This is a genomic window from Brevibacillus gelatini, from assembly GCF_050920745.1.
GTDB classification, from domain to species: domain Bacteria; phylum Bacillota; class Bacilli; order Brevibacillales; family Brevibacillaceae; genus Brevibacillus; species Brevibacillus gelatini.
In genome coordinates this window covers 976,267-1,001,738 of record NZ_CP154342.1, presented here as the reverse complement: position 1 = coordinate 1,001,738, position 25,472 = coordinate 976,267, and the positions used below count along the sequence as shown (strand labels likewise).

23 protein-coding genes are annotated in these 25,472 nt (G+C 53.7%); 5 read left to right on the top strand and 18 right to left on the bottom strand.

The window, feature by feature from the left end; genetic code table 11:
* Positions 1 to 20 precede the first annotated feature (20 nt).
* From cyoD to AAFJ72_RS05140, 9 genes are all read right to left on the bottom strand, one after another.
* Entirely contained in the window at positions 21 to 335 is a 315-nt protein-coding gene (gene cyoD / locus AAFJ72_RS05180) for a cytochrome o ubiquinol oxidase subunit IV (protein WP_432776305.1), read from the bottom strand.
* Between the two features lies 1 nt (position 336).
* Positions 337 to 939, bottom strand: coding sequence for a cytochrome o ubiquinol oxidase subunit III (gene cyoC / locus AAFJ72_RS05175; protein ID WP_122904364.1), 603 nt, complete (start codon positions 937 to 939; stop codon positions 337 to 339).
* Positions 940 to 941: 2 nt separating this feature from the next.
* The gene (locus AAFJ72_RS05170) at positions 942 to 2,912 is read right to left on the bottom strand and encodes a cbb3-type cytochrome c oxidase subunit I (RefSeq protein ID WP_122904365.1); all 1,971 of its coding nucleotides are present in this window, start codon (positions 2,910 to 2,912) and stop codon (positions 942 to 944) included.
* A gap of 23 nt (positions 2,913 to 2,935) precedes the next feature.
* On the bottom strand, positions 2,936 to 3,919 hold the full coding sequence (locus AAFJ72_RS05165; RefSeq protein ID WP_432776304.1) for a ubiquinol oxidase subunit II: 984 nt from the start codon (positions 3,917 to 3,919) through the stop codon (positions 2,936 to 2,938).
* 502 nt (positions 3,920 to 4,421) lie between these two features.
* Positions 4,422 to 4,634, bottom strand: coding sequence for a hypothetical protein (locus tag AAFJ72_RS05160; protein ID WP_122904367.1), 213 nt, complete (start codon positions 4,632 to 4,634; stop codon positions 4,422 to 4,424).
* 327 nt (positions 4,635 to 4,961) lie between these two features.
* Complete coding sequence (locus AAFJ72_RS05155) at positions 4,962 to 6,047, bottom strand: AbrB family transcriptional regulator (RefSeq protein ID WP_122904368.1); 1,086 nt, start codon at positions 6,045 to 6,047, stop codon at positions 4,962 to 4,964.
* A 213-nt stretch (positions 6,048 to 6,260) separates the two neighbouring features.
* On the bottom strand, positions 6,261 to 7,133 hold the full coding sequence (locus tag AAFJ72_RS05150; RefSeq protein WP_432776303.1) for a LysR family transcriptional regulator: 873 nt from the start codon (positions 7,131 to 7,133) through the stop codon (positions 6,261 to 6,263).
* 2 nt (positions 7,134 to 7,135) lie between these two features.
* Positions 7,136 to 7,837, bottom strand: a complete 702-nt coding sequence (locus AAFJ72_RS05145) for a TerC family protein (protein WP_122904370.1) — start codon at positions 7,835 to 7,837, stop codon at positions 7,136 to 7,138.
* A gap of 176 nt (positions 7,838 to 8,013) precedes the next feature.
* Positions 8,014 to 8,340 carry a hypothetical protein gene (locus AAFJ72_RS05140; RefSeq protein WP_432776302.1) on the bottom strand — a complete coding sequence of 109 codons (327 nt, stop codon included), beginning with the start codon at positions 8,338 to 8,340 and terminating at the stop codon, positions 8,014 to 8,016.
* A gap of 157 nt (positions 8,341 to 8,497) precedes the next feature.
* Here AAFJ72_RS05140 and AAFJ72_RS05135 point away from each other — a divergent pair, with 157 nt between their 5' ends.
* Positions 8,498 to 8,758: a hypothetical protein gene (locus tag AAFJ72_RS05135; protein WP_122904372.1), complete on the top strand. Its 261-nt coding sequence runs from the start codon at positions 8,498 to 8,500 to the stop codon at positions 8,756 to 8,758.
* 79 nt (positions 8,759 to 8,837) lie between these two features.
* Here AAFJ72_RS05135 and AAFJ72_RS05130 read toward each other — a convergent pair whose 3' ends face one another.
* The 3 genes from AAFJ72_RS05130 to AAFJ72_RS05120 all read right to left on the bottom strand — a co-directional run bounded on the left by AAFJ72_RS05130 (position 8,838) and on the right by AAFJ72_RS05120 (position 13,490).
* Positions 8,838 to 10,820: a methyl-accepting chemotaxis protein gene (locus AAFJ72_RS05130; RefSeq protein ID WP_432776301.1), complete on the bottom strand. Its 1,983-nt coding sequence runs from the start codon at positions 10,818 to 10,820 to the stop codon at positions 8,838 to 8,840.
* A 169-nt stretch (positions 10,821 to 10,989) separates the two neighbouring features.
* Positions 10,990 to 11,931 (bottom strand): 3-hydroxyacyl-CoA dehydrogenase family protein, encoded by a 942-nt coding sequence (locus AAFJ72_RS05125; RefSeq protein ID WP_432776300.1) that lies wholly within the window; start codon positions 11,929 to 11,931, stop codon positions 10,990 to 10,992.
* Positions 11,932 to 12,068: 137 nt separating this feature from the next.
* Entirely contained in the window at positions 12,069 to 13,490 is a 1,422-nt protein-coding gene (locus AAFJ72_RS05120) for a SpoVR family protein (protein WP_432776299.1), read from the bottom strand.
* Positions 13,491 to 13,708: 218 nt separating this feature from the next.
* Here AAFJ72_RS05120 and AAFJ72_RS05115 point away from each other — a divergent pair, with 218 nt between their 5' ends.
* The 3 genes from AAFJ72_RS05115 to helD all read left to right on the top strand — a co-directional run bounded on the left by AAFJ72_RS05115 (position 13,709) and on the right by helD (position 17,547).
* Entirely contained in the window at positions 13,709 to 14,083 is a 375-nt protein-coding gene (locus AAFJ72_RS05115; RefSeq protein WP_122904378.1) for a DUF423 domain-containing protein, read from the top strand.
* 172 nt (positions 14,084 to 14,255) lie between these two features.
* On the top strand, positions 14,256 to 14,873 hold the full coding sequence (locus tag AAFJ72_RS05110; protein WP_432776298.1) for a DUF6143 family protein: 618 nt from the start codon (positions 14,256 to 14,258) through the stop codon (positions 14,871 to 14,873).
* A gap of 307 nt (positions 14,874 to 15,180) precedes the next feature.
* On the top strand, positions 15,181 to 17,547 hold the full coding sequence (gene helD / locus AAFJ72_RS05105; protein WP_432776297.1) for an RNA polymerase recycling motor HelD: 2,367 nt from the start codon (positions 15,181 to 15,183) through the stop codon (positions 17,545 to 17,547).
* A gap of 30 nt (positions 17,548 to 17,577) precedes the next feature.
* Here the strand turns inward: helD and AAFJ72_RS05100 are convergent, their stop codons facing one another.
* The 6 genes from AAFJ72_RS05100 to AAFJ72_RS05075 all read right to left on the bottom strand — a co-directional run bounded on the left by AAFJ72_RS05100 (position 17,578) and on the right by AAFJ72_RS05075 (position 24,720).
* Positions 17,578 to 17,934, bottom strand: coding sequence for a DoxX family protein (locus AAFJ72_RS05100; protein WP_122904381.1), 357 nt, complete (start codon positions 17,932 to 17,934; stop codon positions 17,578 to 17,580).
* Between the two features lie 46 nt (positions 17,935 to 17,980).
* Complete coding sequence (locus AAFJ72_RS05095; protein ID WP_432776296.1) at positions 17,981 to 19,156, bottom strand: bis-aminopropyl spermidine synthase family protein; 1,176 nt, start codon at positions 19,154 to 19,156, stop codon at positions 17,981 to 17,983.
* Positions 19,157 to 19,525: 369 nt separating this feature from the next.
* Positions 19,526 to 20,764, bottom strand: a complete 1,239-nt coding sequence (locus AAFJ72_RS05090) for an MDR family MFS transporter (RefSeq protein WP_432776295.1) — start codon at positions 20,762 to 20,764, stop codon at positions 19,526 to 19,528.
* 54 nt (positions 20,765 to 20,818) lie between these two features.
* Positions 20,819 to 21,739 (bottom strand): ArsR/SmtB family transcription factor, encoded by a 921-nt coding sequence (locus tag AAFJ72_RS05085; RefSeq protein WP_432776294.1) that lies wholly within the window; start codon positions 21,737 to 21,739, stop codon positions 20,819 to 20,821.
* Between the two features lie 171 nt (positions 21,740 to 21,910).
* The gene (locus AAFJ72_RS05080; RefSeq protein ID WP_432776292.1) at positions 21,911 to 23,692 is read right to left on the bottom strand and encodes a M3 family oligoendopeptidase; all 1,782 of its coding nucleotides are present in this window, start codon (positions 23,690 to 23,692) and stop codon (positions 21,911 to 21,913) included.
* A gap of 86 nt (positions 23,693 to 23,778) precedes the next feature.
* Positions 23,779 to 24,720, bottom strand: a complete 942-nt coding sequence (locus AAFJ72_RS05075) for an MBL fold metallo-hydrolase (protein WP_432776291.1) — start codon at positions 24,718 to 24,720, stop codon at positions 23,779 to 23,781.
* Between the two features lie 223 nt (positions 24,721 to 24,943).
* Here AAFJ72_RS05075 and AAFJ72_RS05070 point away from each other — a divergent pair, with 223 nt between their 5' ends.
* The gene (locus AAFJ72_RS05070; RefSeq protein WP_122904387.1) at positions 24,944 to 25,453 is read left to right on the top strand and encodes a Crp/Fnr family transcriptional regulator; all 510 of its coding nucleotides are present in this window, start codon (positions 24,944 to 24,946) and stop codon (positions 25,451 to 25,453) included.
* The last annotated feature ends 19 nt before the right edge of the window (positions 25,454 to 25,472 follow it).

Genomic DNA, 25,472 nt, shown 5'->3' with positions numbered 1-25,472 from the left:
CTTTCTTCCATAGGCAGTGCCTAGTATTTGTTAAACATCATGATCCAGATGGAACCTGCGACGATCGTAAACACGATCACGAGGCCAAGGATCAATGTCTGTACGTTGTAGCGCGGTTTTTCCCCTTCACGAATGTGCATGAAGAAGAACAACTGAACAACGAATTGCAAGATGGCCATCACCAGAATCGTAATGACGAGAGCCGTTTTCTCCATCATCTGGTTCATAACCAGCACCAGCGGGATAATGGTCAGCACAATCGAGAGGATGAAGCCGATTACGTACGACTTCAGCGACCCGTGATTGTGATCGCCATGGTTTTGATGTTGTGTCATCTTACATCACCCCCATCAGATAGACGACTGTGAAGAGGAAGATCCACACAACGTCAAGGAAGTGCCAGTACAAGCTCAGATTGGTGATTTTGCGGCGAGTCACCGCAGTAATGCCGCGGCGCTTCAACTGCATCATCAGCCCGACCATCCAGAACAGACCGATGGATACGTGCAATCCGTGCGTACCAACCAGGGTGAAGAAGGATGACCAGTAGCCGCTGGTGGCCATGGTTGCTCCTTCATGCACCAAATGCGTAAACTCGTTTACCTCCAGCACGACGAAGGCAAGACCCAGCGCAGCCGTTACAGCGAGCCACGCGATCAGCTCATTAACTTTCCCCTTGTTCATCGCCAGCACAGCAAGTCCGCTGGTAAAGCTGCTGGTCAGCAGGATGAAGGTCGAAGCGATGATCCCGGGCATTTCAAACAATTCTTTTCCAGTCGGTCCGCCAGCAAAGCTGTTCATCATTACCGCATAAGTGGCAAACAGCGTACCGAACAAAATGCAGTCCGTCACAACGAAAATCCAGAAGCCAAGAACCTTTAGCTGCTCATGCTCTTCATGATGGTCGTGGCCATGACTATGGTCGTGATGATTAGCCATCCTTACAACACCCTCCCCAGTGAAGCCTCCGTGCGACGCACTTCATCCACCGGTACGTAATAATCCGTATCATATTGGAAGGAGCGTACCCACATGCACACGGCAACTCCGATGAATCCAATTACGGCCATCCATACCCATCCAAAGGTCAATCCAAATCCGATCAAGAACCAGAAGGTCGACATGACGATCGGGATACCCGAGTTCTTCGGCATATGAATCGGTTCCAAATGCACCGGCTCTGGTTTATACGTGCCATTAGCTTTTGCTTGTTTTGTTGCCCACCAGTCATCCGCTTCCTTCACTTGCGGAACGGTAGCAAAGTTGTAGAACGGCGCTGGAGATGGAATCGACCACTCCAGGGTACGTGCATCCCATGGGTCCCCTGTCGTATCCCGTTCTCCGTGCTTGATGCTGTAAGTGATTTGCCATACTTGGAAAATGAAGCCGATCCCCATCATGAACGCACCGACAGTCGATACGAGGTTGAGGTCTTCCCAACCGCGATCCCAGCCGTATGTGTAGTAACGGCGAGTCATCCCCATGAAACCAAGCGCGTATTGCGGCATAAAGCAAATATAGAAACCGATGTTCCAGAACCAGAAGCCCCAACGTCCCAGCTTCTCATCCAGCTTGAAGCCGAACAGTTTTGGCCACCAGTAGTAAATACCTGCGAGGTACCCGAACACAACCCCACCGATCAGTACCTGGTGGAAGTGGGCGATCAGGAAGTAGCTATTATGGTACTGATAGTCTGCCGGAGCTACCGCCAGCATAACCCCTGTCGCTCCCCCTACGAGGAAGCACGGAATGAAGGCAATCGTCCACAGCATCGGCTGTTTAAAGGATATCCGACCACGGAACATCGTAAACAGCCAGTTAAACACCTTCACACCGGTCGGGATCGCAATGACCATCGTCGATATCGCAAAGAAGGCGATAACGCTGGCGCTTGTACCCATTGTGAAGAAGTGGTGAGCCCATGTGAAGAACGATGCAATCGCGATAACCATCATCGCCCACACCATGGATTTGTATCCGAAAATGCGTTTGCGCGAGAAGGTCGCCACTACTTCAGAGAAGATACCGAACGCTGGTACAACTACGATGTATACCTCTGGGTGCCCCCACATCCAGATGAGGTTCAGGTACATCATCGGATTACCGCCGCCGTCCATTGTGAAGAAGTGTGCACCTGCAAAGCGGTCAAGGAACAAGAGCGCAATCGTAACAGTCAGGATTGGGAAAGCAAAAATAATCATGATGCTGGACGACAGAACAGACCAGCTAAACAGCGGCATCTTGGAAAGAGTCATACCAGGTGCACGCATTTTGAGAATCGTTACGATAAAGTTGATACCGGTTGCCAAACTACCGATACCGGAGATCTGAATACCCCAGATCCAGAAGTTTTGCCCTGGTCCCGGGCTGAAATCGTTTTGCGACAATGGCGGATAAGACAGCCAACCTGCGTCCGGGGAACCCCCGATCACAAAAGACAGGTTGAACAGCATCGCACCAAGGAAGAACAGCCAGAAGCTGAGTGCGTTCAAAAACGGAAACGCAACGTCGCGCGCCCCGATTTGCAACGGAACGACCATGTTGAACAAACCGAACATCATCGGCATCGCCATGAACAAAATCATGATCGTACCGTGAGTGGTAAAGATCGCGTTATAGTGGTCGGCATGCAGGAATTCCAGATTCGGGAATGCCAGCTGCAGACGCATCAGCAGGGCGTCCACCCCACCGCGGAACAGCATGAGAAGCGATGAAATCAGGTACATGATCCCGATCCGTTTATGGTCAACGGTAGTCAGCCATTCACGCCAGAGCCAACCCCATTTTTTGTATTTGGTCAGGACAAACACGATCGCGAGTATTGTGAGCACAATCGATACGTCCGCACCGTAAATCAACGGGTCACCAGTTACGAAGAACGTGGATGCAAATTCTTTAATGTCCTCCCACACGTGGTTTTCCTCCTCCCTTTCTCCTAATGTTTCATGCTGGAATGATCCATTCCATGCATGTTGCTCATATCAGTTGACTGCTGAGTCTCTTGCGAGGTTTCGTTTGGCTTGTCACCTGTCGGAGCTGGCTGCTTTTGCATGACATGCTCCATATCGTGACCATGGCTGTATCGTTCCACAATCTCTTCAAACAAGCCTTCCGGGAAGGCAGAGTACAGCTTTGTCTCGGACAATCCTTGTTTTTTCAGCTCGTTGTAATCTTCTTTGGTCATGGCCGGGCTGGTGCCTTTTACTTGTTTGACCCACTGATCGAACTCTTCTTTCGGCTTCGCTACCACCTTGAACTGCATGTGAGCGAACTTTTCACCGGAGAAGTTGGAGCTGAACCCGGCGTATTCGCCTGGCTCGTCTGCCTGCAAGTACAGCTCGGTCGCCATTCCTGCCATCGCATAGACCTGACCGCCCAGAGAAGGAACCCAGAAGGAGTTCATCGGCGCTTCCGCAGAAATCTGGAAGTGAACAGGTACGCCAACCGGAATTTCCAGATGGTTGACTGTCGCAATGTTTTGCTCAGGGTAAGTAAACATCCATTTCCAATCCAATGCAGTAACCTGTACCGTCATTGGAGCCACTTCTTTGTTCGGAGACTCTTTCAACACATACGTATCGCGAACGGTAAAGTACCCCAGGATCGCGATGATAACCACCGGAATTCCCCACCAGATTGCTTCGAGGGCCGTGTTGTGTGCCCACTCCGGCTTGTATGCTGCCTTGTTACCCGGTTTATCCCGATATCGAAATACGATAAAAGCGGTAAGCGCAAGAACCGGAACGATGATGACGGCGCACAATATCGTAGAAATAATAATGAGATTGTACTGCGTCTCTGCTACAGGCCCCTTAGGATTCAAGACAAGATACTCACTACCACAGCCTGAAAGCAGGACGGTAGTTACCACTGCCAAGATCCAAAAGTGGATTTGCCTTAGCATTTTTCCTCCACTCATTCTCCTAATCCCTCCTCTTTCACAAAACAACAAGCATCTAGCTGATGATGCGTCCGCTATTTCGCGTTCGCCTTCCCTCTGAGTCTATTGCGGCAGAGGATGGAATCCATCTTCGAGCAGGACTCAGCAGAGATTTTTTTAATGACAGTGAACACACTGCTAACCGCATATTCATACTAGCAGAGACCAAGAACTTTTGTACTTCATTTTGCGGACGTTCAATATTTCGTAGCTTTTCTGTGACAAAGTGTTCACGAAGCGGACACTAGTTGCTCAAATTCTTGTTAGGATTCCCCTTGTATACACATACAAACCCATATTTGGGTATAATATCCAAATGTTGCGATGGCGCTTTTCTCTTTTCACTTTCAATAAAAAAGCCTCCCTTTGGAACGGCTCCAAAAGAAGGCTGCTGGTGTGCACCTGCTGCGGAAAAACAAAAACCTCTCATCATGATTTAGAAAAAATGAGAGGTTTCATGTATAAAGTTGACTTTATCCGGTTACGCTTCTTGTTTGCGCAGATGCAGCAAGCGGAACACCGTGCTCATGATGAAGATGTTCATGCCTGCAATCAAAAATCCGATAGACACCATCAACGGGAAGTTATCCGCCCTGAAATCGCTTGCAGTAAACGCCATCAGCAATCCGCCGATCACAATGGCAGTCCAGGCAATCCATTTCAGTACATCAGCAGCTTTTTTATCTGTATTCATGGTTCAAAACCCCTGTCATTTAGAATTTTCCCTTGCACCATTTTCTTCGTTGAACTTATTGTAACATAAAATTCACTTTTTGTTCATGTTTTGTTCAATTTTTTATTAAAAATTTGTCAAAAGTTTTTTCGCAAACCTATTGGACAAGGGGTTGTTATATTCTTCCTTTGTGTCTTACTTGTGAAGCGGCGTTTTTTGTTGATCCGTAGACGATTTTTGCCTGTCCCGATAAAAAAAGCCTGCAGCTTCGCTCTCGCAAACAGGCTGCAGGCTTTCGTATTCGGTTGGTGCTGCCGGATTTTATAACTGCCCTCCGGTGTGCTTGCGTCAGGCGGTTCTGTCCAAAGTCGCTGCCGCCTCGGCCCGATGCCGTTTTCCCCAGCTACGCCCGCCGAAGGAAAACAGTGTGAGCACAAACAGGACGCGGAACAACTGAAAGGCTGTCACAAGCAGCGGATCTGCCCCGATCGACATCGCGGTCAAGCTCATTTCGGCAATCCCGCCAGGTGCCGTCGCCAAAATGCTCGTCGCCACTTCCATGTTGGCGAAAAAAGCCAAACCTCCAGCCATCGCCGCCACCATGCAAAACAAAAGCAGCGCATGCATGGAGCCGAGCAGGAAAAAACGCTTTTGCTTGCGGATGTCTTCTTTGCGAAAACCAAGCCCGATGCTGACCCCGATCCACACTTGCGCGGCTTTGACCAGCTCTCCGGCAAGTGCCGGATTCTCGCCCGTCCACGGTGTATTTAGGGAAACGATTGCGGCAATCAGCAACGGTCCAAGCAAATACGGCGCGGGAATCGAGCAGCGGGCAGCCACCAGCGCACCGATCAGACTGGCTGTGACAAGCAAAATGGTCGGAAGCCACTCCAGCACGTTACTGCCAGTCGACAACGCCGCCGCAGACGAAGCGTGCCCGTCAAACAGCCAGGAGATGAAAAAAGGCGTGCACAAAACGATTGTCACCGCACGCAGCGAGTGAAATATCGAGATCACCTGTTGATTGCCGCCGACAGACTGACCGATCGTCACCATTTCCGACAGGCCGCCGGGTATATTGCTGAAAATCGCCGTAACCCGATCGACCTTGCCCATTTTGTAAAAAATCCACGCGTTGAGCAGGCTGATGAGCACAGTCAGCAGCGTGGCGATCAGCATCAAACCGATATGATCTGTCATGGTCTGCCAAATATCCGGCGTCATGCGCAGGCCAAGCGATATGCCGATCACAATCAGTCCTGCCTGGCGGAACCAGCCCGGTATCCACAGCTTTTGCACCCCGAGCATGGTCGCCGCGACAGTCGCAAGCAGGGAACCGAGCAACCACGGCAGCGGGCTGTGCAGCACGTTGGCAAACAGCCAGCCGCCTGCGGAACCGAGCAGCAGCGTGAGCAATATGCGAAGCATAAGCATGCGGACCCCTCTTTTCTTGTCTGACGTTGCTTTTGTTGCTCCTTGCTGTACCTCCAGTGTACGCCAGAAAAAGCCATCTGAAAAATAGCGATTCGTTATCGCGGACGATTCCTTGCGCGAATGGCAGAAAAAGAAAAACGCTGCCTTCGAGACGCGTCAGCCCGTTCCCGAAGCAGCGGTCTGCGGCGGATCGCCCGCTCGCTCTGGCTGTGTTTAATACGAATGCGGATAGTCCATGCGCTGCATGAAGTTCACGAAGGCCCTCACATTTTGCAGTTCGAGGGAAGCCTCGTGGTAAAACATCCAGGTGCTGCGCTTGACAGGCTTGTTCGCGGCATCCTTGATTTCGATCAGGTGCAAGTCTTCTTTGCCTTCTGCAACCAGGCGAGGGAGGATGGCGTAGCCGAGCCCGTTTGCGACCATTTCGCCGCACGTATCCGCCTTGTCCACTTCCATGCCGATCCGGGGCGGCGAAGAGTAGTTTTCAGCCCACCAACTGTCCACCAGCGCCTGCAAAAGCGGGTCTGTCTTGTAGTCGATGCGCGGCAGGTTCGGCAGATCGGCTATATCGACGGGCTCTTTGGAGACGATGCACACGCTCTCTTCAAACAACAATAGCTTGCCATCCGGCCAGTTGTAATTGCCGCGCACAAAACCGACGTGCACATCCTGGTTGTACACGGATTGGTAGACGTCTTTGCTCCAGCCCGTGAAGACCTTGAACTCTACCAGCGGATACTCCTGCTTGAACAGCCGCAACAGCCCCGGCAGCTTGTAGTGGGCAAAATAGTTGGAGACGCCCAGCCTCAGCGTGCCGCTCACCTGCTTGCCCATATTGGCGACGTGCTCCTTGATTTTTCGCAGACGCAAAAGCATTTCATCTGCGCAACTCGCCAAATACTCCCCTTCTGGCGTAAAGTGGACGCCCCGCCTGCCGCGCTGGACGATTTGCACGCCGAACTCTTTTTCAATCTGCCGCAGCCGTTTGGTCAGGGCAGGCTGGGACAAGTAGAGGCTTTTGGCCGTCCTGGTGATGTTTTGTTCCCGATACAACGTCTGAAGAATGGACCAGTCCCGATATTCCATGGCTACAGTATTTCCGCGTGGTCTTGTGCGACGCGGTCCTCCTCTGCTTTTTCATGCTTGCGCTTTAGGTACGTGCCAACAGCAATGACCACCAGTGCCAAAGCGACCGGCAAAATGATGTGCAGCGCTGGCAACACCCCTTCCAGAAACGCTCCGACTACTTTGTCGCCGACGATCATCTCGCCTGCTGTGTACCCAAGCAAAGCCGCCCCCAACAGCACGATGACCGGAAAACGGTTCATCAAGTGCATCAACAACTGGCTGCCCCAAATAATCAACGGGATGCTGACGGAAAGTCCGATGATGACGAGCAGCATGTTTCCGTTCGCAGCCCCTGCCACCGCAATGACGTTGTCCAGACTCATGATGAGGTCGGCAAAAATAATCGTTTTCAACGCCTCCAGCATGTTCGTGCCGCCGCCAATGTGGCTTTCCTCTTCCTCGCCCTTCAACAGCTTGACGGCAATCCAGATGAGCAAAAATCCCCCGATTACCTGAACAAACGGAATCTGGAGCAGCCAAATGGCAATAAAGGTCAGGATGACCCGCAACCCGATCGCTCCGAAGCCACCCCAGAAAACAGCTTTCTTTTGCAGCTCAGGTCGCAAGTTGCGGCAAGCCAGCGCGATCACGACGGCGTTGTCCCCACTCAAGACCAGATTGACGATAATAATCTGTAGTAAGCTAAGTAAGAATTCTGTCATGATGGCTCCCCCCAAATATGATGATAGTGACAATAATAGACCTTTTCATTTTCCCGTGCAGTATTTTTTTCGGATTTGTCCGCGCTTTTTTGCCGTAAATGTTACCAAAAACAAAAAAGGTCTGCCACTTGACAGACTTTTCCTCTCTTGCCATTTGGGGCGTGCCAGCAGCTCGCCTACCGTTGCCCCTTGTACCCGTACACCGAGTAATCCGCCTTCACTTTGCGGATTGCGTGCCAGACAGGCAGTCCTCTCGCCACCCAGCGCAGTGCGGACATGATGTTTTGTTCGTTTTCAAACTGCTCGACGATCACTACCGTCTTTTCATTTATATACGATTGCAGTTCCTCCCAGCCCATGGACGAATAGCGATCATTCCCGTATGTGCGAAGCGCCAGATAGTCTGCACGCTTTGGTTTTCGCATCTGCAAAAGCTGGCGGATCGCCCTCGCACACTCGGGATGGACGCCTGGACTGGACGTGCTGGTAACACGCTCATTCATTGGCGCATACCTCATTTCTGCTTGTTGCTTTCCATGCTGCTATCATAGTACGTCGGCCAGTCCGCTGCAACCAAAATAGGGGCTTATCTACGCACACTTGTCCACACCGTTATCATGCTGCTGCATACAGTGAAGGGACAGGAGGTGTTGATCGCAGATGAAAAAAACAGTGACACGCGCAGAAAATCAAGTGTACTCCAACCGGGTTCTGCGTTCGGAATTTGACCGAAACTGGCGTACTGTCGTATCGAGAAGCGGATATGTCATCTATATCGCAACCGCGAACCGGGCGAAAATCACCGTGCTTTTGTCAGATGGCTCAAGAAAATTGCTCATCTTCGGCAAAGGCGGCAGAATCCTGGTTGGCGGCGGAGGCACAAGTCATTACAGCAAGCCGCATATTGCTCGCGATCTGTAGCTGTTCGAGTCAAAAACACCCCCTGCTCGCTTCAAACGGGCAAGGGGTGTTTCGTTTTGCAGGAGGCACAGCTCCCTGTCTATTTGTACGTGAACTTGTTGATTAGCCCTCTCAGTTCCTCGGACAATGAGGACAGCGCCTGTGCCGACGAAGAGATTTCCTGCATGGAGGCGAGTTGCTCCTCGGACGAAGCAGCTACTTCCTCCGCGGTTTCGGCATTGCCTCTGGCGATTACAGCCAGCTCGTTTGCCCCTGCCGTCACTTCCTGGACAGCAGCCGCGATCTGCCCGGCGATGCTCGACACTTCCTGGATGAGCGGATTCGTTTGATCCGTACTCATGATGATGTCGGCGAACTTCTGGATCGTCTCCTCGGAGAGCGTCATGCCTTTTTCCACATCCTGTTTGACCTTTTCCATATTGTCTACAGACTGTCGCGTTTCTTTCTGGATTTCTGCGATCAACTCGGAGATTTGCTTCGCCGACTCCTGGGATTGCTCGGCCAGCAGGCGCACTTCGGTCGCGACGACAGCGAAGCCTTTTCCGTGCTCGCCTGCGCGTGCGGCCTCGATCGCGGCATTGAGCGCCAGCAAATTGGTCTGTTGGGCAATCCCGCTGATGACGTCCGAGATGGAGCTGATTTCCTTGGAGCGATCATACAGGGATCGAATCATCTGGTCGGACTTTTCTACCGAGTGATTTATCGAGTTGATTTGCCCCATAACCTGCTCCACCGAGATGCCGCCTTCGTTCGCCTGCTCTGTCGTTTTCGCGGCAATATCGGAGAGCGCCTGAACGCTTTGCGTAATCTGGCCGACTCCCTCCACTACCTCTTGAAGGGAATGCACATTGCCCTCAATCAAACCATTTTGCTTCTCCGCGCTCCCCGCCACTTCCTGAACGGCGGTCGTCACCATCTCTGTTGCAATGCTCGTCTGCTGGGCGCTCGCCGTCAACTGCTCGGAGGAAGCCGCCACCAGCTCGGCTCTCGCCTCCACATCGGAAATGAGCGCACGCAGTTGCTCCTGCATCATGTTAAACGCACGGCCAAGCTCGCCGATCTCATCGCTTGCCCGCACTTCGATTGCCTCCGTCAAAACCCCCTGGCTGACCCGCACTGCATGCTCCTTGATCCGTTCGATTCTCACAATAATCGACCGCAAAATCGCAAAGACGAGCCCCCCGCCCACCAGCAGACAGACAGCAATGGTCCAGATCGTTTGGGAAAAGATCGGACTGGCGGCATCGTCCACCTCCTTGCTATACATCGTGCCAGCTACTTTCCAGCCCGTAATCTCGTTCGTCAGGTAGTGAATCACTTTGGGCTGGTTTTTCAGCAGGTAGGAGAATTGACCAGTCTGTTGCTGGTACAAGTTTTCGTAAAAGCTATCCTCCGCTTTTTCCCCAACCTTCTCTTCCGGATGCACCACGAACTTTTTCGACCCGTCGAGCACAATCACATAGCCGTCGGTGCCGATTTTGACGCTGCCGGCGACCTCATTGATCTGATCGATGCCCATCGTGATCCCGACGACTCCCGAGCCGTCATCCGTCACTTTTGCAATCGCCACGAGAACTTCTCCCGTGATCGCCGAAATGTACGGCTCGGTAATAATGGCTTTCCCTTTGTTGGCCATCGCCATTTTGTACCAGTCTCGCGTCCTTGGATCAAAGTCTGCGCTCACTTCCTGCTTGGGCAAACAGTAGTATTGGCCGTCTGTCGTTCCCAGCATGACGCTGGCCGATTCCGGATTCAATCCCATGTAAAGATCGAGGTACTTCATCACTTCCGGGCTGTCGGTGCCCGTGTACATGTCCTTGCTGATGATTTTTGCCAAATAGTCAGCATCCTTCATTTTCGGCTCGAAAGTGTTGCTGATAATGGTGTTGACGAGCGTGACATTCTCGCTTGCACTCTTCATGATTTGCTTGTCAATTTCCTGCCTGGCTTGCTGGAATGAGAAACCTCCAACGATGAGGGAGGGGACAATCAAAATCAAAAGAAACGTCACGATCAGCTTTGTTTTAAAGCTTTTGAGCCATTCTAGCGACCATTTTTTCAATCGTTGCTCATCCTCTTTCTTCGTTAAATTTGGCTAAAGCAGGTCTTTCGCTATAAGCCTTAATGACTAATATCGGTAACTCGATCAAGATTTTTTAGGAGCAATCTGTAAACCGCCCGTGCAAACGCCAAAAAGGCCGGGATCAACCCCGACCTTGATGTGCCCTGCTCTAGTTCCCGCCGCTTTTTTTCAGCTTGGCCAGGCGAATGAACTGCTCGTCTCGGGCATGCAGCTTTTCTGCGACGGAGATATGCTCGTATGAGTAGATGCCCGTCCCTGTTTTGGTTCCCAACTCGCCTTTTTCCACGCGCTCGGCGATGATCGCCGGAGCCGTTGTCGACTGGTCCAACTCTGGCGCCAAATTGTCCATGACCCGCTTCCACGTATCCAGTCCACCGAAGTCGGCCGTCTCGATCGGACCGACAAACGCCCAGCGAAACCCGATGCCTTCTTTCATGACCGTGTCGATTTCCTCTGCATCGGCCACGCCTTCCGCGAGCAAATGAAACGCCTCTCTCATCAAGGCCGCCTGCAGCCTGTTGGCGATAAAGCCCGGCATGTCCTTTTTCAGCAGCACAGGCGCCTTGCCAATCCGCTTCATCAGCCCGACCGTAGCCGCGACGACTTCCTCCGCTGTCTTTTCGTGGCGCACAATCTCGACCAGCGGAACCAACTGCGCCGGATTGAAAAAGTGGGTGATGATAAAACGGTGCGGCGACTGCGCTTTTTCAATCAGCCGCGCAATCGAAAACGTGGAAGTGTTGGAAGCGATGATCGCCTCCGGCTTCGCGTACTGTTCCAGCTCTGCAAACAGCTGCCACTTCAGCTCAATCACTTCCGGCACCGCTTCGGTAATCACATCTGCATCGGCTACCGCCTGTGGCAAATCGGTAGTCAGCACGATCCGCTCCAGCGCGGCAGACTTGTCCTGTTCGGTAATGACCCCCTCGTGTTTTAGCAAGGACAGACTTTTCTCGATGCTCGCACTGGCTTTTTGCAGCAATTCTTCCTGCAAGTCATACAGAGAAACAGAGAAGCCTGCCAACGCATAAACCTGGGCGATTCCGTGCCCCATAACTCCTGATCCGATTACTGCTACGTGCTTTGTCATGTGAAAACCTCCCGGGAAGTAGGTAAACCGCACTTTCTTCGGAAAATTTCCACAACCAGCAGCCAAATCCTGCCCGGCGCAGCAGAAAAGCCGCACAGCCGGCTGCTGTCTCAACCGGACGTACGGCTTTTTCTTCTTCACAAAAAGCGGCGGTGCACCTTTTTGCCATCGTACGTGAACATCACTTGCCGATCTTCCACTGTCGTCTCCAGGTGGACATTTTTCCCCCACAGCGTGTAAATGTAGGGCAGTGTCTTCTCCACGTACTTTACATCCAGCTCCAGTCCTTCATAGTGATGCTTGAGCAGCAGTTCGCCTGCGCGCAAATAATCTCCGTCATGCACAAGCACATACGGGAAGCCGCCGTTGACCCGCGCGCCCGCAAGACCGTCCCGCACCTGCTCCCACTGTGTATCGGTCACGACCCAGTCGTTGCCCTGCTTGCCGAACATGTACAAGTCCAGATCGCTCACCAAGTCTTTTGTCAGGAAGTTGCGGATAAAGCTGATGTCTGACTCCAGTTCGCGGACTTCAAAAATTTTGGCACGGCCCTCTCCCGGCTTGCGGCCGTAACGCTCCTGCTCTTCCTTCGTCGGATTGTCCCAGCGTCGTTCAATGTCTTCGAAAATTTTCAAACCCAGATGATATGGATTAATGCTCGTCGGCGACGGCTGGATGACCGAGGAATGCAGCTTGGCAAATTCAATCGTCTCCGACTCCGTCAGTTCCATTTCCCGCAGAATGCGCATGTGCCAGTAGGTCGCCCAGCCTTCGTTCATGATCTTCGTCTCCAACTGCGGCCAGAAATAAAGCATCTCGTCGCGAATAATCGTCAGCACGTCCCGCTGCCAATCTTCCAGTACATCGCTGTGCTCCATGATGAACAACAGCAAATCTTTTTCCGGTTCGGGCGGGAATTTGCGCACCTGCTTGGCGGGATCAGGCTCGACTTTTTCCTCGCGGTCCAGGCGCCACAGATCATCGTATGGCGAAGTGCGCTCGCCCTTGCTTTTTTTGGCTGGCTCCTCGGTCTCCCGCTTCCATCTTAGTTTGGGACGAAGCAGGCTCGGATCGATGTGCTCCTGAATCGCAAGACACGCATCCAGAAAGCTTTCGACCGCTTCCTTGCCGTACTCGATTTCGTACTGGCGAATCCGCTCGCTGCTGGCCGCCATGCTCTCAACCATATCGCGATTTGTATTCGAGAAGCGCACGTTGTTTTTGAAAAAATCGCAGTGAGCCAGCACGTGGGCTACGATCAACTTGTTTTGGATCAGCGAGTTGCCGTCGAGCAAAAACGCGTAGCACGGGTTCGAGTTGATGACCAGCTCGTAAATTTTGCTCAGGTTCAGGTCGTATTGCAGCTTCATTCTGTAAAAGCTCTTCCCAAAGCTCCAGTGCGAAAATCTGGTCGGCATTCCGTAAGCGCCGAACGTGTAAATAATATCCGCCGGGCATATCTCGTATCGCATCGGAAAAAAATCAAGGTTGAACCCCTTGGCTATCTCCGTGATCTCATCAATGGCTCGCTCCAGTTCTTTGCGTTCATCGCCTGTCATTGCATTTCTCCCTCCATTCGCCAAAAGCCTACTTTATGTATATGGGGCTGATGGGGAAAAGACGCCATGGTTCTTGTGAAAAACGGCATCTGCTGCAATTGGTCTGTCCGTCCGGCATCCTGTTCATTAAATTGCAATTGGGCACGGCGCAGCGTTGTGCGGTACAATGACAGTGGACATACGTGCACAGTTGAGATCGCAGAAGGAGTGAATTACGCATGAAGCTGTTTTTGCTTTTGGGCAGTGTGAGCGGCTTTCTTTCTGTCGCGCTTGGCGCATTTGGCGCCCACGCCCTGAAAGGGAAGCTGGACGAATATTCAATCGGCATTTTCCATACCGGAGTGACTTACCAGACCACTCACGCTTTGGCACTTGTGCTTGTCGCCCTGTTGCTCAAATGGTACCCGGACTCTTCGGGCCTTACCTGGGCTGGATGGTGCTTTGCCGCCGGAACGCTCATTTTCTCCGGCAGTCTCTACACGCTGGCGATGACCGGGATCAAGGTTCTTGGGGCCATTACACCAATAGGCGGCGTACTCTTCCTCATCGGCTGGGCGCTGCTTGCCATCCATGCCTGGAAAGTTGTCTCGTAAAAGATCCCTGGCTTCGCGCTGACGCCCAACTCTTGCTGGTTTGGGCGTTTTTCTTTTTTTCGGTAGAAAGTGCTGGCACGCGCTCTGCCTTGCCAACTCGGCGACACCCTCGCTGGACGTATGCCATATGCTGTAGGGCTGGCACTAACTGAACCGCGAAGGAGAGGAAATCATGACGAAATCCCCTTATGCGCGTCCCTCCTACTATTACAGCCTGCCTGACATGTACATGCAGATGGGATACTTTCCTTTCCCCACGCCGCCTCCCCCGGCGCATTTGAACCGGAACAGCCCTTACGCCCACCCGCTGGCCGATCCGTGCAAATCGTACATGGGGCAGACGGAAAAAATGGACGTTTCGGACGGCAAGCTCAGCTTTGCTTCGCTGGTTAACCCGCTGCGCTCCAGCGTTCTTTTATACGTAAACCAGTGGTTCCTCACCAATTTCTCTCCCGCGCCTCTGGAAGCCTACACCTGGTTTGGCAAAGCCGCCAGCATCAGCGGGGCGAAGACGTCGAGCCAGGTGACATCCGGCTACATCCAGCTCGCAGCCTGTCCTGCTGCCCAGGGGCAAATCATGTTTGGAGCAGAGGACGCTCACGACGAGCGGGATGGCGTTTTTGCGTCCACGCGGATCATTCTCCCTCTGACCTCGGCAGGAGCTGAGCCGCATGGACAGTGGGTAATCGCTCCGGGCATGGCTATGGTGCTGCGCGTCCCGAATGCAGGTGAAAAAACTTCCTTTTCTTTTGGCGTAAGCTGGTGGGAACAGCCCCTGTATGAAGGATGACCGTATTAAGGAAAAAGCCCGCTGCTTTTTCCCGTTACATACGCTCTGACAAGCAAGCAACGGTCCTTTTTGCCCAAACCAAAACAAAAAAGCGAAGGCGTATGCATTCTGCACCGTCTTCGCAATCGACTCCATTATTTTCACGCACGCAAGTTGAAAATCCAATTCCCGTCTGCTACAATGGAAATTGGTCTTTAGGTCGACTTTATTAATCCGTACATTATATCTCCAATATAATAGTACCACATTGGATTTCATTTGTCAAACCTTCAGATCAAAAAATGGGGAATGAAAAAGGAGCGGTACCATGAGCGCTACTGAACAAGACAGGCAAAACGAACAACAACGGGTTGAGGCAGTCGTCGCAGAAATCAGCAGGCGGATTGCGGAACTTACAGAACAGGCAAAAGTCGTAAGTGAAGATATTGTCGGAATCCGCAAGCATTTTTGGGACGATGTGACCGTCAACTTCGAGGATGCCACCGAGGCGATTGAAACTTACGTCAGCATCAAGCAGCAGGCTGAAGTATTGTCGGAGCGGGAGCGCAGCCACCGTCATGCCCAGCGTCAGTTGCGCACCATGCAGCGTTTGTTGCGCTCTCCCTATTTTGGCCGGATTGATTTTCGGGAAGAAACGGAGCCTCACTCCGAACGCATTTATTTAGGTATCGCCTCGCTGCTGGACAAAAGCGACGAGCAATTTCTCATCTACGACTGGCGCGCCCCGATTTCCAGCCTGTACTACGACTATTCGCCGGGCCCTGCCCAGTACGATACGCCGAGCGGAGTCGTCTTTGGCGAGATTACGTGCAAGCGGCAATACATCATCCGCGACGGAAAGCTGCTGCACATGTTCGATACGGGGGTGACAATTGGCGACGAGCTGCTACAGGAAGTGCTGGGCAAGCAAGCCGACTCGCAAATGCGCAGCATCGTCGCAACGATCCAGCGTGACCAGAACCGGATCATCCGCAACGAAAAAAGCCGCCTGCTGATCGTCTCCGGTGCGGCCGGCAGCGGCAAAACGTCTGCGGCGCTGCAGCGCGTCGCCTATTTGCTCTATCGCTACCGCAAGACGCTGACTGCGGAGCAGATCGTCCTGTTCTCCCCCAACTCGCTGTTCAACAGCTACATCTCGACGGTTTTGCCGGAGCTTGGCGAGGAAAACATGCAGCAGACGACTTTTCAGGAGTACGCCGAGCATCGGCTTGGCGACGTCTTTCGCCTGGAAAACCCGCTGGAGCAGATGGAGTACGTGCTGACAGCAAAAGACCAGCCTGAATACGAAGCACGTCTGGCTGCCATCCGCTTCAAATCGTCCGCGCTGTTTTTGCGGGCCATGGATCAGTACGCGAACCGGCTGATGCAGGCAGGAATTGTGTTTCGCCCGATTATGTTCCGCAACCGGACGCTCATTTCCGCTGCGCACATCCACGAGCTGTTTTATGCACTGGACACCTCCCTGCCGATCCCGAACCGGATGAGTCTGGTGGCGCGCACGTTGCTTGCAGAAGTAAAGCAACTGGAACAGCGTGAACGGACACAGCCGTGGGTTGAGGACGAAATGGAGTTGCTGGATAAAGACGAATATGCGGCCGCGTACCAGCAGTTGCGCCGCCAAAAGCAGTTTCGCGAAGATACGTTCGACGACTTTGGCCGCGAGCAGGAGCTGTTGGCAAAACGGATCGTCAAGCAGCATTTTCAGCCGATTCGCGACTTTATTGCCGCGCTGCAATTTATTGATGGAAAGGCTACTTATCTAAAGCTGTACGCCCAGCCCCAACTGCTCAGCCAGTTGCTGCCAGGCAAGCAGCACCTGATTCCGCAAGCGTGGCCCGCGATCTGCTCCATGACGCTGGCGCAAGTCGAACAGGCACAGCTTGCCCAGGAAGACATTCCGCCCTACCTGTACTTGCAGGAACGATTGGAAGGCAAGCAGACGAACAATCTCGTCCGCCACGTTTTCCTCGATGAAGCCCAGGACTACTCTGCCTTCCAGTTTGCCCTCATCAAAAACCTGTTTCCGCGCGCCAAAATGACCGTGCTCGGCGACTGGAACCAGGCGATCTACGCGCATGCGTCCCACAACGAAAGCTTTGCCACTGTCGCAACGCTGTTTGACCCGCAGGAGACGGAGACATTTGTCCTGACCAAAAGCTACCGCTCAACCTTGCCCATCGTGCAGTTTACACGGCAGCTGGTGGAAGGCGGCGAGCAAATCGAGCCTTTCAACCGTGCTGGACGGCTGCCTACTGTGACGAAGGTTCACAGCCACGACGATCTTGCCGACCGGATTGTGGAGCGCATCCAAAAGCTTTTGGCAAACGAACACAAGACGATTGCCGTCATTACGAAAACAGCCGCGGAAGCCGCCAAAGCCCATGAACGGCTGAACAGCCGCATGCCGCTCCAGTTGATTACGACCTCGACCCTCTCCTACGATACTGGCTGTCTCGTCATCCCGGCATACCTGGCAAAAGGAGTCGAGTTCGACGCGGTTATCATTTACGACGCGTCATTTGCAAGCTACCGCGAGGAAAGCGAGCGCAAGCTGTTTTACACAGCCTGCACACGGGCCATGCACGAGCTGCACCTGTACTACCTCCAGGAAAAAACACCTTTTCTCGCCGCTGTACCCGCCGATCGCTACGAGCATCTGGAGACGGAGCAGTAAATGCAAAAGACCTGGCAGCGACTGTTTCGCTTAGCCGGGTCTTGCTTTTGTCTGCTTGAGACCGACACAGATCGTAACCGCGAGCAAAATCAGGTCCAGCTCGTATCCACCGATAAACCCTTGCTTCCACTTCACTGTCACAATCGCTCCTGCCATGACCCCCGCAAGCCCCCAGGCTGCGTATTTCGCCCCGATGCCGAGCAAAAAGGCAAGTCCGCCGATCAGCTCAATCGCAAGCACCAGATAGGCGAGCCACCACGGCAGGCCGAGATCGCCAAACATTTGTGTGACCGCCCCCATCCCTTTTTGCAGCTTTGCCAGTCCGTGCAGCAAAAACAGCAAACCGGTAGCCATTCGCAGGACCGTGAACGCTTTTTCGTAGGCCATCGTCGTGTCCCCCCTCTCTTTTAACCATATGCCATCCGCCGGACAATCAGTCGCGGATGGCAGTACGGCGAGCGAGCAACTCGAAGCGGGTATGACGGCAGCGCGGGCAGCCTTTTCTTTTCAATCCTTCAATCGTCGCGATCTTTTCCGTAGCCCCGACCTTGCTGACTTGGGCGCATTTTTTGCAACGATACAAACGCTGCGAACGAACCTCTTCTCCGGTGTAAAGCGGTTTTGTGAAGGCGTGCTCCACGATTGGCGTCGTCTGTTCGGTGGTGGCAAGCACAATCATTTGCCCTTTTCCGCCCAGCATTTGCGCCCCTTCGTACTCGTTAAAATGGCTGATAACCTCGCGGACGGTCACACCCGCTTGCACGAACTGCTGTTGCATGCGCAGCGTAAAATCAGGAGACTTGTGCGCAAAGGACAGGAAAATCGGCAGTCCCTTGCGCTTTTTCAAGCCGCTGATCCCTCGCGACAAAAACAGCGACATCCCTTGCAGCGTATACGGCGGGTCAGTGAAAAAGCAATCGTATTGCTGATGCAGCTCCTTTGGCAGCGGCTTGCGCAAATCGGCACGATGGCAGCGGATCGGCAAGGCGTACTGCTTGGCGACGTCCGTAATGACTTGCAAAAAGCGCTCGTCAATGTCGACGACCTCGATTCGCCCGGAGACTGCTTTCTTCCCCGGAAACAGCCGTTTGAGCAGCAAGGCAAGCGAGACGCTGACCAAATCGTCGTCGCCCACACACAGTATGTTTTTGCCGATGAGCGCATGGCTGCGCAGGCAAAGAATCGCCCGGCGCAGACTCGTCTCTGCCGTACACTTCGCCTGGTCAAGCTGCACGTTGACTTGCGGGCGCCGCGACATAATTTGTTGCAGCTCCTGGTACAGCCCGGACAGCTCGATTTTCCAGGCGGCTTTATCTTGCATCAGTCTGTCGAACAGCTTCCGGTCCAGCCCACCGAAGCCCAGTACGTTTTCCGTGTAAGCCCGGCCGTCTTCGGTGCAAGTCAGGCCGTTTGTCGCTTGCAGCGCCCCGGCCCGGATCAGCTCTTTTTTGATCGCCGTCGCAACCGGAACGGGCAGCATGAGTTTTCTCGCCACTTCTTTGGTCGGCATTCCCGGCTGGAAATAACAATGGATAAGAAACTGTTCGATTACGCTTGGTCCTTCTTGCAGTTGTACGTTTTGATAAGTTTCGTCGATATAGTTATGCATGAGTAAACCTCTTCTCATAAGGGATGATTCCTCCCCTCTCCCACGCAAAAAAAGCAGAGAAGAACACAATGGTTCCCCTCTGCCTTGGCCTTTCCTGTACAAAAAAACCGCGCCAAAGAGCACGGTTCCGGCAGTCGATGAGATTGGGTAGGTGGATGACCGATGTTCTTAACCAATGGCGTTCTCCCTTTTTTTGGCAGCACAAAGAAAACCAGCAAATTCGTGGCTTTTTTGCTGCAAAAACAGAGGAGAACCTTATCCAATTCGCCTAGTTAAGAACACGCACCAACATCAACATTTCCCCTTTTGAAAAGAGTTATCTATTATGTTATCGCATGAAATGAAAAATGGCAATCCTAAGCCTTGTCCCTAACTGACGGCCTTCCTCCCCACACCGTCCTGCGCACACCGCTGTTCGTGCAGCCTGCGGCCCAGCCAGTAAAACACGACGCTAAACATGGCAATCGCGGCCATCAGCATGAACATCGGCGGCCCGCCGTAAGCCTGAAGCACTATCCCTCCTGCCCACGGCCCGAGAAAGCTGCCCAGCGTGCTGACGCTTTGTGCGCCGTAGTAGGTGCCTCGCATATGCGCCGGGCTGATCTGGTCGATCTGCGCGTACTCGGCAGGCACAATCAAGATTTCGCCCACCGTAAACACGATCATCGCTGCCACGAACCAGCCCCAGGTGGCAGAAAAAGCGAAGCCCAGCTCGCCGACTGCCATCAGCGCAGCTCCCCCGGCAATCCGCGAAAACAGGGAGTAGCGCTCGACCAGCCTTGTCAACGGCACCTGCAACAGCAGCACGGTAAAGCCGTTGGCGCTCATCATTACCCCGAACAACGCCACGCCTTCTGCTATATTTTCACGCAAATACTGGGACAGTGTAACAGACATTTGCCCGTGTACCGTAACCAGCAAAATTCCCCCCACGACAAACGCGAGCAGAACGACATCCCGTTTCAGCACGTTCCAGATTTGCGGCAAGCTCGCTTTTTCTGCGCTCTGATCGGCAGCTGCATAAGCGGACACCTGATACTTTTTGCAGGCGATCCAAAGCACGAGCGCAAACAACACCGTAGAACATGCCGCCAGCATAAATGCAAGTCCGCTGCCGGAAATCCCCAAAATCGCCCCCAGCATCGGGCCTATGGCTACCCCCAGGTTAATCGCCAAATAGCGATTGGAAAACACGCGAAACCGTTTTTCTTCCGGTGTCAAATCTGCCATCATCGCCTTCGACACAGTGCCGTAAAACGACGCAGCCAACCCAAGCAACAGGCTGACAAGCAGGAGCAAAAGCGGATGCACCAAAAAGACAAACCCCGCAAACGCTGCCGCCATCAACAGCATGGAGAGCACCATAAGCTTCTGCCGCCCGAACAAATCTGATAAAATCCCGCCCAGAAAACCGCCAAATGTCCCGGCCAATGGCCCGGCCCCAATAATCAGCCCGATGTAGGCAGGCGTGAGCGTCGTCGTTTCGCTGAGATAAATCGCTAAAAATGGAATGCTCATCATTTGCATCAGGTTGACAAATACCGTTTCCGCCATAAGCAAATGCACAATCGGATGATACGCCGCAAAAGCCTTTTTCCACTTGCCCATCTTTTGTTCTCCCTGCCTTCTTTTGCCCCACCCTAAGCGGATGAGTCTGGTTCCTTACTCACGATTGTGCAAAAACGAGCGCAACAAAACAGGCAGACGCTCGATAAACGATTCGCGCAAACTGTAGGAAGAGACGTTCGTGCTGCCTGCATAGTGCGCGCGGATCAGTCCTGCCCGGCGAAGCGCCGTCACGTGGTGATGGACGGTGCTCTTGGCAAGCGACACTTGCTGCTGCAACTCTCCCAGCGTGCAGTTTTTTTCAGCGAGACAGCGCAGAATGTGAAGCCGCTTTTCATCCGCCAGACACTGGGTGAGCGGCAACAGCTCCGCCAGCGGATGCGGCCGCGTCTGTCCGGCATCTCCCACCGGATACAAGCAAGTGGCCAGTCCACGGTAAAAGTCCAGCACCGCCGCAGGAGCGCAATGGTACTGCGGAATGAGCACCACCTCCCGCAAATCCGGCACCGGCTCGATCCACAGCCCGTTTGACGCATGGTCGACCAGCTCGACGGGAGACATGCTCTGCGCAAGCTCTGTCATGTCGGCGGCGCTCCGCTCCAGGCTATCCAGTATGGCTGGGGCAATCCTGGAAAAGTAATGCTCGTTCCACCGCGCCAAAAGCGACACGCTATGGTCGCGAAGCTCGCCGAGATTGAGCGGTATCGTATCCACCCACGGAGCCAGGCGCTCGTAGATTTCTCCCGGCGAAATGCTTTCCAGCCACCCGAGAAAGGCTTCTACCGAATGTTTCTGCGGGCTTTGCGCGACCAGAAGCACCAGCCTGTGCAGCACCTCCCAGCGCTCGTCGGCCAGTTCATCGGCAAAAGAGTCCGGAAGCATCTGCTTCGTTTCTTCCTTCCAGGCGTTGCCGAGCTGGAAATGCTTTCGTTCCTTCTCGTGAATGTATGCATACAGGCTGATGATGCATTCATAGACGACATTCCATTCGATTCTAATTGAATATGCATTTTTCATTCGATCACCTTCGAACACTTTTGTTTTTTTCCAGTGTACCACTTCCATTCCCTTTTGAAAAGAGCATGTTCGCGGATGCCAGTTTACGAACGGGGCTATTGAGAGCATGAAAAAACAGCCCGTCACCGAAGCGACAGGCTGCTTTTCTCATGCTTGATCTGTCATGCCTTTTTACGTCAGGCGCAGGAACTCGTCGATGTCTGCCACAGCCAGGTCGACTGCTTTTTGCCAAAACTCGACGGTCGTCATGTCTTCGCCCAGATGCTTTTTCGCCAAATCCTCGACCATCAGGCGGCCGGTGTCCTGCAAGAGCGCGTCGTATTTTGCCGCGAAGCTCTCGCCTTCTTCCAGTGCACGCGCGTACACGCTCAGGCTGAACAAATAGCCGAAAGTGTACGGGAAGTTGTAGAACGGATAGCTCGTAATGTAAAAATGCAGCTTGGACGCCCAGAAGTGCGGCTCGTACTCGGCGAGGGCGTCTTTGAAGGCCGTCTTTTGCGCCTCTTCCATGATGCGGTCGAGCTCGGCTGCGCTCACCAGACCTTTTTTGCGCTGCTCGTAGAAGTTTTTCTCGAACAAAAAGCGCGCGTGAATGTTCATGAAAAACGCAACGACGGATTGCAGCTTGTCTTCGAGCAGCACGAGACGCTCTTCGTCATTGGCCGCGTTCTTCACCGCAGCGTCGGCGAGAATCATCTCGGCAAACGTCGAGGCGGTTTCCGCTACGTTCATCGCGTAGTTTTGGGCGAGCGGCGGCAGATCCCACATCACCTGCTGGTGGTACGCGTGCCCCAGCTCGTGCGCGAGCGTGGAGACGTTGCTTGCGCTGCCCGCATACGTCATGAAGATGCGGGACTGCTTGCTCACAGGGAAGCTTGTGCAGAAGCCGCCCGGACGCTTTCCAGGGCGATCCTCTGCCTCGATCCAGCCTTCCGCAAACGCCTTTTGGGCAAACTGCGCCATGCGCGGATTGAAGCGGTTGAAATGCTCGACGATCATCGCAGCTGCCTCATCGTACGACACTTTTTTGTGCACGCTTCCAAGCGGAGCGGACACGTCAGACCAGCTCAGCTTGTCGATGCCGAGCAGCTTCGCCTTGCGCTCCAGGTAGGCGACGATCCGGTCTTTGCGATTGTCGATGGCCTGCCACATCGCTTCCAGCGTTTTTTCCTGCATCCGCCCGATGTCGAGCGGCTCGCGCAGCACGGAATCCCAGCCGCGGTGGCGGTACAGGGCGAGACGGAAGCCGCCCAGGTGGTTGAGCGCCTGTGCGCACAGCTCCGTTTCCTTGCCCCACGCTTCTTTCCATTTGGCAAAAACCTGGCTTCGAACGGCGCGATCCGGATGGCTCAGCAGGTTGGAAGCTTGCCCGACGGACAACTGCTTCGTCTCCCCGTCCAGCTCCACTTCGATTGTCATGCGGCCTACCACGGCGTTGTACAAATCTTGCCAGGCGTGGTACCCGTCTACAGCCAGGTCGCTCGCCAGCACTTCCTGCTCCGGCGGCAGCTTTTCCTGGGCGCGGCGGCGGCGTTCGTTCAGCACAAACGCGAGCGGCTGCAGCTCCCCGTCCTCAAGCAAGCTGTTCCATGCTGCTTCGTCGATGCGCAGCAGCTGTTCATCCCAGCGTGTCAGCACGGCGCCGAATGCAGCAGAGATCGTCTTCACCCGGCCGCCGAGCAGCTTGGCTTGTTCGTCCTTCACATTTTGCGCGGTCAGGCACGAAATGAACGCGCCCGCCTGTTTCATCCGCACCGCGATGCTTTGCACCTGAGAGACAACCTCCAAAAATGTGCCCTTTTCCTGCAAGGCGAGTGCGGCATCTTCCACGCGGGCTTTCAGTTGCGCAATATCCTTTTCCAGCTGCTCCAGAAAGGTCAAAAAGGCAGCCGATTCGCTTCCACCGGGGAAGAGTACATCCAAATCCCAACGCTGCGGCAATGCTTTCGTCATATGTATGCCTCCTCACAAACTACTGATAAAATAAATTCTATAGGATGCGAGTGATTCCTTCTAGTTTATGCAGTTCGTCCGCGTTGCTATTTATGAAAGGCAAACGTCTCTCCCTGCCGCTCGACAATGATCCGGTTTTTTTCCTCGCCCGCGGCTGCAAGCAAGCGCTGCAGCGGTTCATCCACCGGCTCGCGCGAGAGGACGAACGTGTTCCAGTGAATCGGCACCAGCCATTTGCCCCCGCTCTCCTTGAACATCTGCCACGCCTGCTCGGGCGTACAATGCGCAGCCTGGTAGGAATCGGGCTTGTAGGCTCCGATCGGCATGAACACCAGGTCAAATTGTCCAAACTTCTGCGGCAAGTGCTCCATCGACATGTAGGCGGTGTCGCCAGGGTACAAAATGCGCACGCCGTTTTTCTCGATGACGTAGCCGTTGTAGCCGTAGTCATGGTTCCACGGAAAACGGTTGCCCCAGTGTCTGACGGAAATTGCCGTGACCGTCACACCGTCTTCTGTGGTGATGGCTTGCCCCGGAGCAAGCTCCTTGCAGGAGGCAAACGGCATGCGGCGAAGCAGCTTTCCGGTATTGCTGGCAGTGATGACGTGCGTGGACGGATGAGCCAGCCGACGCAGTGTCGGCAGGTCGACGTGATCCATGTGGGCATGAGACAATAAAATCAGATCCACGCTGCCGATCTCGTCAGCATCAAGAGCGGGAGGCGTGAAGCGTCTCGGGCCAACATGCACGATTCCTGCGATGCGAAGTCCCAATTTTTCGCCCAATACCGGGTCAGTCAAGATTTTGGTTCCGTAAACATTCAACAGAATCGTAGAGTGGCCTATCCATGTAAACGTCACCTCATCATCCGACCAGTTCTCGGGCGCAGGCTTCGCCTCCAGCTCTTGAAACGGCGGCTTCGGAAGCCGTCCCATATGGTACCAGAAGCGGTACGCCACGTAGCCAATCAAACCTGTAATGAGCACTCCGAGCAGGGAGCCAAGCCAGATGAGGATCGTATTTTGCATCAGAGAACCCCTTTTTCCATAACGTGATTGTCTCATTATAGCAAAAAGTTCCAACAGCAACGCAAGGGAAAAACATGTCGAAAACGGTTGCTTTCCACAAGAAAGCCGCATCTTGCCATTACGCAAAACAGCACCTGCCTCCCGTCGTGGAAAGCAGGTGCTGGCAAAGCATATTGTGGTATACTGCTACTGCCGAATGGATCGTTGGAAAGGAGTGAACCCCATGATTTTGCACAAAGGCGAAACGCTGTTCCGACAAGGCGAGACAGGGCCGCTCTACCATCTGAAAAGCGGCATGCTCAAAATCAACCGGGTACACGCTGACGGGACGCTCACGCTGGTCAATGTCATCGTGCCAGGCGAGACGATCCCGCATCACTCGCTGCTCAGCCCGAATCCTTACTACGGAACAGCCGTTGCGCTCGTCACCTGTGAAGTCGAGGTGCTGTCGGCTGCCGACTGGTACCGGGAGCTGGAAGAAAACCACGAGAAATGCCGGGAGATCGCCCTGCAACTGCAAGGCAAGCTGCGCATGATGCAGCAGCGCATCGACCAGCTGTCCGAAGTCTCTCCGGCAGAAAGACTGCGCAAGCTGCAGCTCTGGTTCCAGTCGTTCGTTCCCGTCGCTTCCCTGTCCGAAGTGCTGACCCAGGATGAAATCGGCCAGTTCATCGGGCTGCGCCGGGAAACGGTCAACCGCTTGCTGCGCGCCCAGTCCGCCGCCCGCAAGTAAGCGCTCAGGGCTTTTTTCC

Bases quoted from the DNA above. Each gene is read 5' to 3' on its own strand.
- cyoD (WP_432776305.1), bottom strand. From the start codon at position 335: ATGACACAACATCAAAACCATGGCGATCACAATCACGGGTCGCTGAAG.
- cyoC (WP_122904364.1), bottom strand. From the start codon at position 939: ATGGCTAATCATCACGACCATAGTCATGGCCACGACCATCATGAAGAG.
- AAFJ72_RS05165 (WP_432776304.1), bottom strand. From the start codon at position 3,919: ATGAGTGGAGGAAAAATGCTAAGGCAAATCCACTTTTGGATCTTGGCA.
- AAFJ72_RS05160 (WP_122904367.1), bottom strand. From the start codon at position 4,634: ATGAATACAGATAAAAAAGCTGCTGATGTACTGAAATGGATTGCCTGG.
- AAFJ72_RS05155 (WP_122904368.1), bottom strand. From the start codon at position 6,047: ATGCTTATGCTTCGCATATTGCTCACGCTGCTGCTCGGTTCCGCAGGC.
- AAFJ72_RS05150 (WP_432776303.1), bottom strand. From the start codon at position 7,133: ATGGAATATCGGGACTGGTCCATTCTTCAGACGTTGTATCGGGAACAA.
- AAFJ72_RS05145 (WP_122904370.1), bottom strand. From the start codon at position 7,837: ATGACAGAATTCTTACTTAGCTTACTACAGATTATTATCGTCAATCTG.
- AAFJ72_RS05140 (WP_432776302.1), bottom strand. From the start codon at position 8,340: ATGAATGAGCGTGTTACCAGCACGTCCAGTCCAGGCGTCCATCCCGAG.
- AAFJ72_RS05135 (WP_122904372.1), top strand. From the start codon at position 8,498: ATGAAAAAAACAGTGACACGCGCAGAAAATCAAGTGTACTCCAACCGG.
- AAFJ72_RS05125 (WP_432776300.1), bottom strand. From the start codon at position 11,931: ATGACAAAGCACGTAGCAGTAATCGGATCAGGAGTTATGGGGCACGGA.
- AAFJ72_RS05120 (WP_432776299.1), bottom strand. From the start codon at position 13,490: ATGACAGGCGATGAACGCAAAGAACTGGAGCGAGCCATTGATGAGATC.
- AAFJ72_RS05115 (WP_122904378.1), top strand. From the start codon at position 13,709: ATGAAGCTGTTTTTGCTTTTGGGCAGTGTGAGCGGCTTTCTTTCTGTC.
- AAFJ72_RS05110 (WP_432776298.1), top strand. From the start codon at position 14,256: ATGACGAAATCCCCTTATGCGCGTCCCTCCTACTATTACAGCCTGCCT.
- helD (WP_432776297.1), top strand. From the start codon at position 15,181: ATGAGCGCTACTGAACAAGACAGGCAAAACGAACAACAACGGGTTGAG.
- AAFJ72_RS05100 (WP_122904381.1), bottom strand. From the start codon at position 17,934: ATGGCCTACGAAAAAGCGTTCACGGTCCTGCGAATGGCTACCGGTTTG.
- AAFJ72_RS05095 (WP_432776296.1), bottom strand. From the start codon at position 19,156: ATGCATAACTATATCGACGAAACTTATCAAAACGTACAACTGCAAGAA.
- AAFJ72_RS05090 (WP_432776295.1), bottom strand. From the start codon at position 20,764: ATGGGCAAGTGGAAAAAGGCTTTTGCGGCGTATCATCCGATTGTGCAT.
- AAFJ72_RS05085 (WP_432776294.1), bottom strand. From the start codon at position 21,739: ATGAAAAATGCATATTCAATTAGAATCGAATGGAATGTCGTCTATGAA.
- AAFJ72_RS05080 (WP_432776292.1), bottom strand. From the start codon at position 23,692: ATGACGAAAGCATTGCCGCAGCGTTGGGATTTGGATGTACTCTTCCCC.
- AAFJ72_RS05075 (WP_432776291.1), bottom strand. From the start codon at position 24,720: ATGCAAAATACGATCCTCATCTGGCTTGGCTCCCTGCTCGGAGTGCTC.
- AAFJ72_RS05070 (WP_122904387.1), top strand. From the start codon at position 24,944: ATGATTTTGCACAAAGGCGAAACGCTGTTCCGACAAGGCGAGACAGGG.